The following is a 14,118-nucleotide window of genomic DNA, read 5'->3' as shown; positions in this document are numbered from 1 at the left end:
CAGTATCAGGCTCTCGGGATGTCCGCCCGATTGTTCCAGATAACGTCACGCGCCTTGTCGGCGACCTGATCCAGCCGGTGGAAGTCTCCCAGATTCCGGGTGACCAGAATCTCAAAGATCTCCTTCCGGAAATCCTCGACGTTCGTTCTCTTCTTCCAGAAGTCAACGAGACCGATGGTCCGCGCCGCCAGCTGGTAGATCTCCCGGCAGGCCTCGACGAACCGCAGATCGTTGATGTCCTCGGCGGAGGTGGCCAGCTCGGTCAGCAGCAGGCCGTACAGGGCGCTCTCGGCCGGGCCGAAGCCGTGCGGGTTGTCCCGCCGGTCCTCGTTGATGTCGGTCATCAGTTTCTTGAACGCGAGCAGCTGCTGGTCCCAGTCGTCCTTGAGCTCGACCAGGATCTGCTCAAGCCGCTCGCTGAGCAGCTGGTAGCGGGCCGGGTCCTGGCCGCGATGCACCTCGATGTGGTGCCGGATGGCGTTCTCCATCTCCGAGGCCTTGGCCCGGGTGCCGCCGGTCATCGCCTCGACCCTGGCCGCGAAGTTGGCGGCGGTCAGCTCGATCGGCGGGAGCTGCTGCTCGATGCCGAGCGAGGTGACGTGCTCGTCGATCAGCAGCTTGATCTTCTTGCCGTAGGCCCCGGGGCCGAACTCGCCGCCGTCCACCCGGTAGCGCCGGTTCGCGGTCAGCCTGATCACCATGAACCGCTTGAGGTCCGGCAGGTACGGCTTCGCCGCCGGGTCGGGCAGCACCACGTTGACCGTCCGGGCGAACAGGGCCAGCTCGGCGCCGAACCTGTCGCGCAGCCGGGGGTCGGCCAGCTCCAGCACGCACCCCTCCACGTCGGCCGGATCGCGGAACATCATCCGGAGCCGTTGCATCTGTGGTTCCAGCTTGACGATCTCGCTCCGCAAATCGCGCAGCGCCCCCGAGACGTCCCGGCCCTCCTCGTCGTCGAAGTCCTCGTCGGCGTAGACGCGCAGCGCGTCCACCAGGTTCTGCGCCACCCCGCGATAGTCGACCACGTAGCCGTACGGCTTGCCGTCCGCGGTCCGGTTGACCCTGGCCACCGCCTGGAGCAGGTCGTGCATCTCCATCCTGCGGTCCAGGTACATCACCTGCTCGATGGGCGCGTCGAAGCCGGTCAGCAGCATCGACTTGACGATCACGAAGGCGATGTCGTTCTCCCCGAAGGGGCGGGTGAAGCCGTCGATCCTGGCCTTCTGCTTCGCCTCGTCGGTCCACTCGGTGAAGCGGTCCTCGTTCTCCGCGTCGCCCTTGGAGATGACCGGCACGAAGTCGATCCGCCGGAGCAGGTCGAGCTGCCCGTGCGCCTTCACGAGCTGGGCCTGGCGCGGTCTCAGCTCCTCCAGCGCGCGGTTCAGCAGGTGCGGCGGAAGGCTCAAGACGTCCCGGACGAGTTCGTCGCGGGCGGCGATGAGCGCCTCCCGGTAGCGCAGCGTGGTATCCCGGTCGTGCGCGACCACCTGGGCCTTGAAGCCCTCCGGCAGCACCTTGTCCACGTAGTGGCGGAGCATGTGCTTGGCCTTCACGTCGACGAGCCGCTGGGCGGTCGAGACGGTCCCCTTGGTGGCCCAGCGCTGCTGGAGCTGCTTCCGCTCCTCGACGGTGAGGTCCTCGAACTCCTCCTCGAAGAGCTCGTCCATGTCCTGGCCGTCCTGGAGCGCGCCCTTGACCTTGAAGCCCTCGTAGAGGATCGGCACGATCACGCCGTCCTCTTCGGCCTCGCGGAGCCGGTAGGTGTCGATGAACGAACCGAACAGCTCCACGCTGGTCTTGCGCTGCCCCTTCTTCGTCATGATCGGCGTGCCGGTGAAGCCGATCCGGGCGGCGTTGGGCAGCGCCTGGCGCAGGTTCGAGCCGAGGGAGGAGGTGTGCGAGCGGTGCACCTCGTCGATCAGCACCACGATCGACTCGTCGGTGTTGACCTCGCCCAGGTCCAGGCGGTTGGCGGGGGAGCCGTTCTGGTTCTTCTGGATCATGACGAAGACCACCCCCGGACCGCTCCGGCCGAGCAGGGTCCTGGCGCGGGCGCCGCTCTTGGCGGTGTCCACCTTCTCGCCGCTCAGCTGCATGGTCTCGCCGAGCTGGTCCTGGAGCTGGGTCCGGTCGGTGACGACCACGACCTTGTAGTGGGCCAGCTCGTCGGCCGAGCGCAGCCGGCGGATCAGGAAGGTCATGGTGAGGCTCTTGCCGGAGCCCTGGGTGTGCCAGACGATCCCGCCGCGCTCTTTCGGCCTGCCGGTCAGCAGCCGGTGGACGGTCCGCTCCACCGCGCGGAACTGCTGGTACCGGGGGGAGACCTTGACCGTCACACCGCTGTCGAGGGTCATGAAGGTCACGTAGTTGTGCACGATGTTCAGCAGGTTGGCGCGGTTGAGTACGCCGGCGGCGAGGATCTCCTGCTTGCTGAGCTGCTCCTCGGCCTTGCCCCGTAGTGCGGCGAGCGCCGCCATGGTGAGCGGGTACGGGTCGCGCCAGGGTACGTAGTGCTCGGGCGCGGCGGTGAACGTGCCCAGCCTCGCGTCCTCGCCGCTCGTCGCGACCGTCAACTGAACCGAGTGGAAGAGCCTCGGGTTCCCGGTCTGGCCGTTGCTGTAGCGGCGGATCTGGTTCACCGCGGTGCGCAGATCGCTCTGCGTGGGCGCCTTGCACTCGACGACGACGAGCGGGACACCGTTCACGAAGAGCACCAGGTCGGGGACGATCTGCTTGCTGCCGCCGCTGCCGGGGACGTCCACCCGGAACTGGTTGATCACGACGAACTCGTTGTTGTCGGGGTTCTTCCAGTCGATGAAGTGGACGGTACGGTCCCGGCCGCCGTCCGGCCCCTCCACCGCGACGCCCTTGATCAGCAGCTCGGTGACGTGGGTGTTGGCCTCAAGCAGACCGGCGGCGGGCACCCGGGTCAGCGCGTTGAACGCCTGGCTGATCCTGGTGTCGTCGAGCCATCGTTGGCCCTGGTCGTCAAGGTTGATCCGGAAGAGCGCTTCCCGCAGCTGCTTCTCAAGGACCACCTCGTTGAAGGAGTCGCGCAGCGAATCCCGCGCGATGAGGGGCAGCACCGCACCCTCCTTGGCGCCGGCCACGTGCTTCCACCCCATGGCCTTGAGCTGCTCGATAAGCGGACGTTCGACAAGTTCGTACTCGTAGTCGGCCATCGTCCGACTCCCCTCGGTAAACGATCGGACATCGTCAACCCCCGAACACACCACCACCGCGCCGGGACGGGCATCGCGCTCGCCCGCCCCGGCCACGGGGTCAAAGACTTTCCACTACGGCTTCCGCCTCAGAAACCCGAACCCGCCCTGTGAGTAGATCCTCCATGAGGCCTTGCTTTAGCCGGATCAACCCTTGCTCTTGTCTCATGAGGGCCTCGATCTGAGCCACGTAGGCGGCGTCATCTCGGACTACCCGGTCGATCAACTCCCTGTCGGCCCAGGGGATCATCAGGCGGCGAATGGCTGCCTGACTTATATTCTTCATGCTGCCGCTCGTGCCCGTTGCCGCTGTTTCGATCTGACGACGGATTTCGGTAAGAGAAAGAGCTAGGTGGACGTATTCGGCTGAGGTTCGAGTAGGATTGACGTGAAGCCGAAGCGTCTTGTCGCACAGCATCAACCCTGGCGGTGTTTCGCGTACGACGCAGGTCAGCCCCACAAGCTCGGACGTATTGGCGCGAGAAATCAGTAGATCGCCAGGGTGGACGCAAAGATTCTTGACGTGGAGAGACTTGTCATGCGCGACTTTGTTCTCTTCGGGGCGAAAACCATGTCGCCCAATCGCGCTTACCTTGAGAACTCCCCACTCACCTGGACCCGCCGGGCTGTCCTCGACATTCGGGCTGTTTCCCGCTTCAATCGCGTCCAGGGTGCTGGCCAGCGGCGCAACTGTCCAACGGCCATGCATCTTTCTTTCGACGCACGAAAGCTCCGAAGCCTCGACTGAGCGAAGTATGGACAGTCCATCATCCATCAGTTTGCGAATGTGGGCCGTCCTTAGTTGCGTGAACTTTGTGGAGGGGGAGCGGAGGTGGAATATGGCCAAGTCGAAGGAGTCGAGAATCTCCGCGATCCGTCGCTGCTCGGCGAGTGAGGGGGTGAAGATCTTTGAGTTCAGATAGTCCGCGTAGCGGAGATTGATAATCCCTGTCGTTTGTTGCTGAAACTGCCAGATCTCCGGCCGCTTCTGCAGGCGCTGAAGGCTCCAGGTGACGTATGCGGGATCCGCCAGGCGCCGGTTAACCCGGAGTGTCCGGAAAAAGTTTGAGCTGGCAAAGGCATGTTCGCCCTCTTGCCGAAAGAGGGCAACTCGCCCCACGGGCTTTCCAGGTCCACCTCCGGAGGCTTCCAGAAGAATGTCTCCCCCTGCCAGGCGCTTCTCAGCCAGCTCTCGAGCGCTGAACCTGCGAGCAGCCCCGGTGCTCAAATCCACGTGTCCGTCATCGTCGAGATTGGTCGACCGGAGAATCGATACGTTCGCGCCCCTGGTCGATGACGGGTCCTCTCCCCAGGCCCCGGGAAAATGGGCATCGAGGAGATCCCTGATCCTGCTTTGTGGTTCAGGCATAACCCAGCTCCTTGAGATAGTTCTCCAGCCGAGCAGCAGCCGCCTCGCGTTGGGCCTCCAGATCCCGCAGGGTCACCGCGTACTTGTCCGCCCAGGTCCGGAAAGCCGCCTCGGCCAGCCGACGGGCAGTGGCCGTACGGGATTCCAAGCGGGACGTGAGCTGTGACCGCAGGACGCCGATCACCAGGTCGCGGCGCGCATCGGCGTCGAGAGCGCCGACGGCCATCCGGAGCCGGGGCAGGAAGTGGTCCTCCAGCGCACCGACCTTCTTGCGGGCGGCGGTCGTGCGCGCCTTGAGGTCCTTCAGCTCGTCCTCGGAGAGCCGGTCCTCGGCCGACTCATCCGGCTCGTCGGCCTCCTCGTCCTCCTCCGAGGGCTTGGCGGTGGCCGCCTTGTACTGGGCGTTCAGCTCGGCGTACGCCGCCTCGGCCTCCTCCAGCTCGGCGAGGTAGTCGGGGATCAGCGCGGGCACGACCCGGTGATCGCGGGCCTTGCGCTTCTCGGCGGCGAGCTTCTGCTTGTCCCAGTACTCCACCTCCTCCTCGTCCAGCTGGAACACCGACTCGATGGTGGTCAGCCAGCCCTCGACCACGCCCTCGAAGCCGTTGAGCCCGAGGGTCTTGATGTCGTACTGCGCCTCGCCCCACCACGCGGCGACGATGCCGGCCAGCTCGAACCGGTCGAGCACCTTCAGCGGCAGCAGCTCGGTGACGAAGGAGTCGAGCAGCTCGGCCCGGACCTCCATGACCTTGCGCGTGTCGGGCAGCTCGACGAGCCGCTTGCTGTGCCGGGTCCACCACTCGGCGAACGCCCGGCGCAGCCGCTCCTCGGTGGGAGCCGCGAGGGCCGGGATGCGCTCGGCGGTCGCCCGCCACCCCTCGGGCAGGAAGTCGTGGTAGTCGGCGTCCCGCTCGGCGAACAGCACGGCGGGGTCGACGCCGAACGCCTCGAACAGCCCCGCCCTGGCCGCGACCTCGGCCTTCGGGACGCCGCCGTGCAGGTGGGCGCGGACGTCCTGGGGCTCGGGCGGCGGGGTGTTGTCGACGTAGCGGCGGATGTTGAGGTTGAAGTCGTTCGCCCGCAGCTCCTCGACGTCCACGACGCGGGCGAAGCCGGGGATGTCGCGGTACTCCTGGTAGGCCGCGACGATCTTCTCGGCGTGCTGCGGGTCGAGATAATTCTGTGCGCGCCCGGCGGTGAACTCGCGGTCGGCGTTGATGAACAGCACCTTGCGGCGCCGCTCGGCGGGCCGCGGGTCGGTGCCGCGCAGCACGAGGACGCAGGCCGGGATGCCGGTGCCGTAGAAGAGGTTGGGCGCCAGGCCGATCACCGCCTCCAGACGGTCGTCCTTGATGATGCCCTCGCGGATGTCCTTCTCCTTGCCGCCACGGAAGAGCACACCATGCGGCATGACCGTGGCGCCGATGCCGTCGGGGGTGAGGACGGCGAGCACGTGCTGGGCGAACATGAGGTCCGCCTTCTTGCCGGTCTCCGGCGCGTAGCCGTACTTGAAGCGCTCCGGGTGCCTCATGTCGGCGGCGGAGTAGTTGAGCGAGAAGGGCGGGTTGGTGAGCACTCGGTCGAAGCGGGCGAGCTCCCCGTCCTCCAGGTGCCGAGGGTCGGCGAGGGTGTCCTCGTTCTCCAGGTCGGCGTTGAGCACGCCGTGCAGGATCATGTTCATCTTGGAGACGGCCCAGGTGGTGCCCGCGGTCTCCTGGCCGGCCAGGGTCAGGTCGCGGGAGTCGAGGCCGTGCTCGTCGATGTACTCCTTGGCGTGGATGAGCATGCCGCCCGAGCCGGAGCACGGGTCGTAGACGCGCATGCCGGGCGTCGGCTTGACCAGGCGGACCATCATCCGGACCACGCCGCGCGGGGTGTAGAACTCGCCGCCCTTCTTACCGGCCGAGTCGGCGAACTGCCCGATCAGGTACTCGTAGGCCGAGCAGGTCGGGGAACTCGAAGTCCTCGTTGCGCAGCCGTACCCGGTGGAAGTGGTCGACGAGCTGTTGCAGGCGCTTGTCGGAGATGGTGGACTGGCCGACCTTGCGCATGAAGTCGATGTGCTCCAGCACGCCTTCGAGGGAGGTGGAGTTGTGGTTCGCCAGCCCCTCCAGCGCCTTGTTGAGCAGGTTGCCGACGTTCTTCTCCCGGGAGTGGTCCTTGATGTGCCGCCAGCTGGACTCCTGGGGGACGTAGAAGCTCTCACCCCGGTAGAAGGCCGGCGCGGCGGCCATCCGCTCGGCCTCCTCCGGACTCCTGCCCTGGGTGAGTCACTTCTGGACGAGCTCCTCGCGGACCACGTCGAACTGGTCGGAGGCCCGCTTCAGGAAGAGCATCCCGAAGATGTACTCCTTGAACTCCGAGGCGTCCATCTTGCCGCGGAGAATATCGGCCGCTCCGAACAGATGCCGCTCAAGCTGTGGCAACGTCAGCTTCGCCACGGGGGGTGGCCCTTCTGTATTGATGAGGGGGACATCCGGCTCGGCGGCACAGGCGTCTTATCAACGAACGCGCGCCTACTCAACGACAATGCCGCCAGCCGTTAACGGCAACACTAACACCAAGGGAAGGTTATCTCTACACCATCGATAATCTCTGTGTGCGGCGTTCACAGTCAGTAGCGAGGTCTCTGTGACGCATGACCGTGGTACCGGTCCTCGCCTCGGGACTCCGTCAGGCCGGGTGGAGCATGACCGAGCCCTTCGCCGGGGACCTCTGCTTTCGGGGAAGGCATGGTGTGGCCGGAGGGCGGATCACTCGCCGGGGCCGTCACTCCGATGGGTGGGCTCACGCTGGACGACCTTCTTGCCCTGTCGCGGCAACGGCTCTCTCGGTGGCGCGAGGATGAACAGGCACTTCCACAAGGGAATACCTGTCAATAAGTGGGCCTGCGGCTTAGCCTGGGACTGCGACATCACCAGGGAAGGGCGGGGCCCATGGACGACGGTTGCACCATCGGAAACCGGCTCAGGAAGATTCGTGACGACCGATCCTGGACACAGGAGGAGCTCGCCGAGCGGGCCGGTGTCAGCAGGGACATCATCGCGAAGCTGGAGCAGGGTCGCCGCGAGTCGGCGCGGCTCACCACCCTGATGAGGTTGGCGAACGCCCTCGATGTGGACCTGTCGGCGCTGACCGGCAAGCGCGACCGGATGGGCGGCGAACGTGACGGCGCCAGCGTCCTGAAGTTGCGGGACGCCCTGCTGTCGGCCTCTCTGCTGCCCGGGGCGGACGACGGCCACGACGGTGAGCCGACATCACCGGCGGACGTGCGGGCCGCAGTGGATAACGCGTGCCGCCGCTACTGGGCCGGTGACTTCCCCACCCTGGTCGCTCAGCTTCCCGGGTTGATCGCCGAGGCGCGGCTGTCCCATGCGGCGTACGGCGCGGCTGCCGTCTACCCACTGGCCATGGCCTATGATCTGGCGGCCAGCGTGATGGTGCATCTCGGCCGGGACGACCTGGCGGCGATCGGCGCGGAGCGGGCCATCACCGTCGCACACGGCGGCGATGACGAACTGCTGTGGGCGACCCTGCACGGCACGTACGCGTGGGTGCTGCTGCACCAGGCACGGCCCGAGGATGCTGAAGCCCTCGCCGTTAACATGGCCGCCCGCGTCGAGCCGTCCTTCTCGGCACCGGTCGCGCACGTCGCCGTGTGGGGCAATCTGCTGATGTGGGCGCTCGCACCGGCTGCCGCCAGTGGGCGAGACGTGACCGACTACATCAGGATGGCATCCGCAGCGGCCGAGCGGCTCGGTGGCAGGACTCGCATCTACAACAGCTTCTTCGGCCCGGCCGAGGTAGCGGTTCAGGCCACCCACGCCTACGCGATACGACGGGAGCCGGATAAGGCGCTGGGGGCGGCCCGGCGGGTGAAGTCCGGTGCGGTCGGCGGCATCTCCTATGGCCGTCATCTGATCGATGTCGCCCAGGCGCACCTGGATGCCCGGCACCGGCAGGTGGCCGTCGAGCGGTTGCAGGAGGCTCACGAGCTGTCGCCGGTGTGGTTCCGGCATCAAGGCGTCGCCCGTTCCTTGGTGGCCGAGATCCGGGAACAGGAGACGCGCCTGTCACCCTCGGTCCGGTCGCTGGTGCGTTCCCTCAACCTGGACCGGTAGGACAGAGCGTCCTCCCTCACTGGCAGGAGCTGGGAACAGGAGACGCGCCTGTCGCCCTCGGTCCGGTCGCCGGCGTGTTCTCTCGACTTGGACCGGTAGGACAGAGCGTCCTTCCTCGGTGGCGGGAGCTGGGGCCTGTCGTCCTCGGTCCGGTCGCTGATGCGTTCCCTCAAGCTTTGGCCCGCAGGACGGGATGTCCCCCCTTGTCGGCGGAAGGACGAGGGTGTGGGACATCGCGTCCCTGGTGATCCATCCTGCGCGATCTCACTATCAGTACATGACCCGTTACCGAACGGATGAGCGGCACGGCCTCCACGGCTTCCCCGAACCGCAGCATGCCTCAGGCACCCCCGCCCACGCGGTGCGGCTACTTCGCCAGGCCCTCCACGGTCGCGGTGTGGCGACGCTGGACGGTGACGTCATGAGAACGGCCGGTGGCCACTACACACTGAGCCTCGCGCCTGGCCTGCTTGTTTGGAGCGTTCCGGACGTGTTCCGCTGGTTCAGCGCCGGAGACATGGTCCGGCACCCCTCGGTCGACCCCGCCGGTGCCGCCGACCTTCTGGCGGAGCTGTTCGACCGGCAGCCGTGGCTGCGGCATCAGCGGGAGTACCTGGAGGCGCTTATGGAGCCCGCCGGAGCATCACCCGTCTGACCATCGACTCTGGCGGGCTCCGCGTCGGCCGCGGCCTACGCCCCGACACCGCCCGGCCCCCCGGACGCCCGCCAGAGGCGGCCCCGGGACGATCACCGGCTTCCGTCGCCGGAAGACCCCGGGGCCGCTCATCTCCTTCGCCGACCCCACCGCACGAGTCCTTCACCGACCATCACCGCACGAGAGGACGTACACCATGATTCCGCCACCGGGCACCCCGGCAAGCGACCGGCTCCGACAGACCACGCAGTGGGGACTCGCCACCGCGGCCCTTCAACGGCTGCGGGCCAGGCTCACCGACCACGAGATCTTCCCCGAACTCGTCCGGGAAGGCGGACAGCCCCGCCTGCTGCTGGGCGAGACGCTGACCGTGTGGACCGGCTACAGCGGTGAGGTCATCTACTGGGGACCTGACCTGGGGGCTCCGGCCGCGAACGCCCCGGCCTTCGACCTGACCGACGTCGCACGCCGGATCGCCGAACTGGTCTACACCGCACCGACCCCCTGAATCGCGTGACGGCACGTGGAGCCGGACTCAGTGTGCCGCCACGACTCCACTCTTCCGTACGCGGTGGTGCGGCGTGTCCCCCGGGGGCCGCGCGGGAGAACCGGGGCCGCGTGCGGAAGAAGCGGTCGGGTCCACACCCGGGGCAGGGGACTGGACACCTCCTGTCCTTCCGGCCGCGGTGGGGGCGCTCTCGCCTGGCTCGCTCGGGCGCCCTCACCATACCCACACGTCGCCTCGGAAGGACGAAACCATGCCCCTGCCTGGTATGTCCGACGCGTCGGTTGGGTCGACACCATAGACCCGTGGCGGCGCCCGAAGCGCGTCGTCACGATCCCCCCTCCGGGCCTCGGGAGCCCGCAGGGCGCACCAAGCGGCCAGATACCCCTCGTGGGCACGAGGGGCATCGCTCTCCGGCCGCCGGAGCACCCCGGATGATTTGCAGGTCCTCCCGCCGGGGCGTCTCCTCCCGCCCGCGGTTGCTCACGTGACAGCGGAAGTAAAAGGGGAAGGCATGAAGATCGGATTCAGTTTCTGGGGCTTTCTCGGCTCCGGCATCCTCGACACCCCGGACGGCGGCCGGTTCTGGCGCCGCCCGATCATCGACGAGCTGATCAGCCGGGGCCATGAGCTCGTGCTCCTGCAATCCAACCGGGATCTGCACGAAGCGCGGCAGGTGCTGCCTTACCGGTGGGACACGGGTTTCCCGGACATCGACCTGCTGCTGTGCGAGTACCGCTGGCCGCTGCCAGGCCGTAACACCACCCCTTGTGGCACGCCGGGCCACACCTGTGACCTGCACCGTCAGCAGGCGCTGCTGTACCACTACACCCACAACCGGACCACCGCGACGGTGCTGTGGGACACCGACCGGCAGATGGCCCCCGACGACCTCCTCCGGCGCATGCCGAACGTGGTCGTCTGCGACACCGCTCGCCGCCCCGCCGCAGGCGCGGCAGTGCTGTTCAACATGGTCCCCGACGAACTGATCGACGAAGCCGACCCCGAGCGGCTCGCCACCCTGCCTCGGCCGCTCGCCCTGGCCTACGTCGGCAACCAGTACGACCGCGACGAGGCGTTCGGGGAGTTCTTCGTTCCCGCCGCCGCACGCTTCCCGCACCGGGTCGCCGGGAAGTGGCCGCGTACCGAGGCATGGCCACAGGTGAACTTCACCGGCCGCTGCCCCTTTGGTGACGTGGCCGGCGTCTACCGTACGGCGCTCAGCACCATGCTGCTGCTTCCCGACCGGTACGCCACCGTCGGCGCCATCACCCAGCGCGCGGGCGAGGCGGTGACCGAAGGCTGCCTGCCGCTCACCCCTACGACCATCGCCTGCACCGACCAGGTCATGCCTTCGGTGCTGCATGTCGCCGATCGGCATGAGGTTATCGAGCGCATCGAGTGGTTGCGCAGCATCGCGGGCGCACCCGAACACGCCGAGCTGATCGACACGTGCCTGCGGTATCTGAAGCCGATGCGGGTCTCGCACCAGGTGGCCGCCCTGGACCGGATCATTACGGACCTGGCCGACGCCCGGCGCTCGGCCGATGAGGGGAGCCGTTGATGCTGCGGCCCGCGGTGTTCGCGGCGTTCCACGACGCCTACCGTGCGGTGCTGGATCTGGTGGTCACCACCCCCCAGTACACGATCTCCTCCCGCGGCAACCGCTCGCGCGAGGTGCTGAACGTCTCGTTCACTCTCACCGACCCGCGCCGCCGCACCCCGGCCCTGGCCACGCGTCGCACCAACATCGTCTTCAATCTCGCTGAGGCGCTGTGGTACCTGGCCGGACGCGACGACCTCGACATGATCGGCTACTACGCGCCGCGGCTGCGCAGCCTGGCCGTAGACGGTGCGCGGCTGGCCGGCACCGCCTACGGACCCCGGCTGTTCGCCCCTCGGGGCAGGAGCCAGTTCGACCACGCGGTCAAACTTTTGACCGCCGACCCCGACAGCAAACGCGCCGCCATGACGGTCATGCGGCCGTTCGAGTTCGCCGACCCGGGCAACCCCGACGTCGCCTGCACTCTCGCTGTGCAGTTCCTGATCCGTGACGGCCGCCTGCACACCGTGGTGTTCATGCGCGGCAACGACGCCCTGCTCGGCCTGCTCTGCGATGTGTTCTCCTTCACCTTCATCGCCGAGTTCGCCGCGCTACAGCTCGGCGTGCCACTGGGCACCTACACCCATCAGGTGTCCTCCATGCACGTCAACGAGCCCGACCTGCCGCGAGTGCAGGCGATTCTCGCCGAGCACGCCCAGGCGCCGGTGATGGCCCCCGCCATGCCGACCACCACCACCTGGCACACCATCCAGGAGGTCCTGGAGTGGGAAGGGGACCTGCGCACCAACCGGCGCCGCCTGCCCGCCGGCTCTATCGCCGATCTGCCGATGGAGCCGTACTGGCAGCAGGTCGTGCTGCTGCTGGAGGTCTACCGGCAGGTCACCCACCAGCCGGACACGCCGGTAGACATCGGCGTGCTGGCCGCCTTGAACCCCTACTACCAGCGGCTGGTGGCCTGCCGCTGGCCCGCACACCTCCCGAAGGACTGACCGATGGCGACTTCCCCCAACTGGTCCGCCTGGACCGTGATCCTCCTCAAACCCGACTGCCTGATCCGCGGCCTGACCGACGACGTGCTGGCCTGGGTCGCCCGCGAGGTCCACGTCACCGCCCGCCAGGAAATCCATCCGACCGAGCAGCAGATCTTCGCCCACTACGACGACATGCTCGCCCCGGAGATCTCTCGCGAGTTCGGCCTGGACGTGCCTGCCGAGCTGCGTCGCATCTACGTCGGCAACCCGGTGATGGTCGCTCTCGGCCATGGGCCGGACGCCGCCGCTCGGGTGCGCGCCCTGCTCGGCGCCACCGACCCCGGCACCGCCGGACCCGACACGATCCGCGGCCACTTCGGCACCGACAGTTTGACCACGGCCCGCACCGAGGGACGGCTCATCAACAACCTGATCCACACCTCCGACCACACCGGCGTCGTCGAACGCGACTTCGGCATCTGGTACGGCCTCGACCAGCGGCACCTGCTTACCACCACCGCAGACAGGAGCAACGCATGACCGTCACCCCCCATGCCCGGCGCCCCCTGCCGATCCTGACCCCGGAGCAGGTCGCCGGCCTCAAGCCGCAGCTCGCCGACGTCATCGAGTACCGCAAGTCCGGGTTGTCGCTCAACCACATCGTCGGCTGCCCGTTGGAGTGCGGCTACTGCGTGCGTCACCTGTTCGACAACTTCGAGATGAAGACCCCGCGCGCGCTGATGAGCGACGAGACCGCCGTCGAGCTATTGACCGGCGACCACTACTTCCAGCCGCACCTGACGCCGATCCAGGTGTTCAACCGGGCCACCGACCCCATGCTGCCTGTGGTCAAACCCCACACCTTCGCCGTGCTGCGGCTGTTGGACGAGCGCGGTCTGACCAACCACGTCCTGGTCATCACCCGCTGGCGCGTCGCTCCCGAGGACTGCACGATCCTCAACAGCTTCCGCAACCTCAAGCTCACCGTGCTGGTGACGCACTCCGGCATCGACCACCCCGGCATCGAACCGGTGGACTCGGCCATCGCCGCGGCCAGCCTGCGCACCTTGTACGCCCGCGCCGACCGGTACCGCACCATCCTGTACTGGCGGCCCATCGTGCCGGGCCTCAACGACTCCGACGAGCACCTGAAACGGGCGGTGGAGCTGTCGCAGCACGCGCACGCCACGGTGTTCACCGGCCTGTTCTTCCGCAAGGAGATCGCCGCCTACTACCGCGACCATGGCCTGCCGGAGCCATACTCCGGCACCGCCCGCCGCAAGATCATGCCGGAGGAGTCCGAGCACCGGGTCCTCAAGGCGTTTCACCGACCCGTCGACCGCGATGTACCGTGGGGGCCGCTGTTCCGCAAGACGAGCTGCGGTGTCGCCTACGCCCACGGCGAGGCCGACTACAACGGCCACTACGGCATCCGCGAGCTGTGCGACATCTGCCCCGTCAACCAGCTCAACCTGTGCCGCAGCGCCTGGAAGCGGCCCGATGAGGCTGTCGTCACCGCCCAGGCGTGCGAGCTCGGCGCGGTCGGCAGCGTGGAGGTCACCGACCGCGCCATCATGGTCGAAGGTCTGGACGAGCCGCCGCGTTACTTCCTTCAGCACACTCACGGCTACCAGGTCCACGACCGCACCAAGCCCCACCACTACCGCAGGCACGGCCGGGCGGACATCGGCTGGCCGGCCACCTAGGAGAGA

At 67.5% G+C, this 14,118-nt stretch carries 10 protein-coding genes and 1 pseudogene; 7 read left to right on the top strand and 4 right to left on the bottom strand.

Features of this window, described 5'->3' with window-relative positions:
- Window positions 1–5: 5 nt before the first annotated feature.
- From ACQP0P_RS33295 to ACQP0P_RS33280, 4 genes and pseudogenes are all read right to left on the bottom strand, one after another.
- Window positions 6–3,182, bottom strand: coding sequence for a type I restriction endonuclease subunit R (locus ACQP0P_RS33295; RefSeq protein ID WP_433362500.1), 3,177 nt, complete (start codon window positions 3,180–3,182; stop codon window positions 6–8).
- A 100-nt stretch (window positions 3,183–3,282) separates the two neighbouring features.
- The gene (locus ACQP0P_RS33290; protein WP_433362497.1) at window positions 3,283–4,590 is read right to left on the bottom strand and encodes a restriction endonuclease subunit S; all 1,308 of its coding nucleotides are present in this window, start codon (window positions 4,588–4,590) and stop codon (window positions 3,283–3,285) included.
- Window positions 4,583–6,514 carry an N-6 DNA methylase gene (locus ACQP0P_RS33285; RefSeq protein ID WP_433382246.1) on the bottom strand — a complete coding sequence of 644 codons (1,932 nt, stop codon included), beginning with the start codon at window positions 6,512–6,514 and terminating at the stop codon, window positions 4,583–4,585. The genes ACQP0P_RS33290 and ACQP0P_RS33285 overlap by 8 nt, the downstream gene beginning before the upstream one ends.
- Window positions 6,486–6,962: pseudogene (locus tag ACQP0P_RS33280) on the bottom strand (type I restriction-modification system subunit M N-terminal domain-containing protein). The gene ACQP0P_RS33285 and the pseudogene ACQP0P_RS33280 overlap by 29 nt, the downstream one beginning before the upstream one ends.
- A 564-nt stretch (window positions 6,963–7,526) precedes the next feature.
- Between ACQP0P_RS33280 and ACQP0P_RS33275 the strand changes: the two are divergent.
- The 7 genes from ACQP0P_RS33275 to ACQP0P_RS33245 all read left to right on the top strand — a co-directional run bounded on the left by ACQP0P_RS33275 (window position 7,527) and on the right by ACQP0P_RS33245 (window position 14,112).
- On the top strand, window positions 7,527–8,711 hold the full coding sequence (locus tag ACQP0P_RS33275; RefSeq protein WP_433362494.1) for a helix-turn-helix domain-containing protein: 1,185 nt from the start codon (window positions 7,527–7,529) through the stop codon (window positions 8,709–8,711).
- A gap of 277 nt (window positions 8,712–8,988) precedes the next feature.
- Window positions 8,989–9,366, top strand: a complete 378-nt coding sequence (locus ACQP0P_RS33270; RefSeq protein ID WP_433362491.1) for a hypothetical protein — start codon at window positions 8,989–8,991, stop codon at window positions 9,364–9,366.
- A 196-nt stretch (window positions 9,367–9,562) separates the two neighbouring features.
- Window positions 9,563–9,874, top strand: a complete 312-nt coding sequence (locus ACQP0P_RS33265; RefSeq protein WP_433362488.1) for a hypothetical protein — start codon at window positions 9,563–9,565, stop codon at window positions 9,872–9,874.
- A 511-nt stretch (window positions 9,875–10,385) separates the two neighbouring features.
- Entirely contained in the window at window positions 10,386–11,435 is a 1,050-nt protein-coding gene (locus ACQP0P_RS33260; RefSeq protein WP_433362485.1) for a hypothetical protein, read from the top strand.
- Window positions 11,435–12,424: a thymidylate synthase gene (locus tag ACQP0P_RS33255; RefSeq protein ID WP_433362482.1), complete on the top strand. Its 990-nt coding sequence runs from the start codon at window positions 11,435–11,437 to the stop codon at window positions 12,422–12,424. Before ACQP0P_RS33260 ends, ACQP0P_RS33255 begins: the two co-directional genes overlap by 1 nt.
- Window positions 12,425–12,427: 3 nt before the next feature.
- Window positions 12,428–12,946 carry a nucleoside-diphosphate kinase gene (locus ACQP0P_RS33250; protein ID WP_433362479.1) on the top strand — a complete coding sequence of 173 codons (519 nt, stop codon included), beginning with the start codon at window positions 12,428–12,430 and terminating at the stop codon, window positions 12,944–12,946.
- On the top strand, window positions 12,943–14,112 hold the full coding sequence (locus ACQP0P_RS33245) for a hypothetical protein (protein ID WP_433362476.1): 1,170 nt from the start codon (window positions 12,943–12,945) through the stop codon (window positions 14,110–14,112). Before ACQP0P_RS33250 ends, ACQP0P_RS33245 begins: the two co-directional genes overlap by 4 nt.
- Window positions 14,113–14,118 lie beyond the last annotated feature (6 nt).

The organism is Streptosporangium sp. CA-115845, from assembly GCF_050943795.1.
GTDB lineage: Bacteria > Actinomycetota > Actinomycetes > Streptosporangiales > Streptosporangiaceae > Streptosporangium.
The sequence above is the reverse complement of the archived record's forward strand: the minus strand, read 5'-3'. Positions and strand labels throughout refer to the sequence as shown.

Coding starts and splice junctions, on each gene's coding strand:
- ACQP0P_RS33290 (WP_433362497.1), bottom strand. CDS start 4,590: ATGCCTGAACCACAAAGCAGGATCAGGGATCTCCTCGATGCCCATTTT.
- ACQP0P_RS33295 (WP_433362500.1), bottom strand. CDS start 3,182: ATGGCCGACTACGAGTACGAACTTGTCGAACGTCCGCTTATCGAGCAG.
- ACQP0P_RS33250 (WP_433362479.1), top strand. CDS start 12,428: ATGGCGACTTCCCCCAACTGGTCCGCCTGGACCGTGATCCTCCTCAAA.
- ACQP0P_RS33245 (WP_433362476.1), top strand. CDS start 12,943: ATGACCGTCACCCCCCATGCCCGGCGCCCCCTGCCGATCCTGACCCCG.
- ACQP0P_RS33255 (WP_433362482.1), top strand. CDS start 11,435: ATGCTGCGGCCCGCGGTGTTCGCGGCGTTCCACGACGCCTACCGTGCG.
- ACQP0P_RS33270 (WP_433362491.1), top strand. CDS start 8,989: ATGACCCGTTACCGAACGGATGAGCGGCACGGCCTCCACGGCTTCCCC.
- ACQP0P_RS33265 (WP_433362488.1), top strand. CDS start 9,563: ATGATTCCGCCACCGGGCACCCCGGCAAGCGACCGGCTCCGACAGACC.
- ACQP0P_RS33260 (WP_433362485.1), top strand. CDS start 10,386: ATGAAGATCGGATTCAGTTTCTGGGGCTTTCTCGGCTCCGGCATCCTC.
- ACQP0P_RS33275 (WP_433362494.1), top strand. CDS start 7,527: ATGGACGACGGTTGCACCATCGGAAACCGGCTCAGGAAGATTCGTGAC.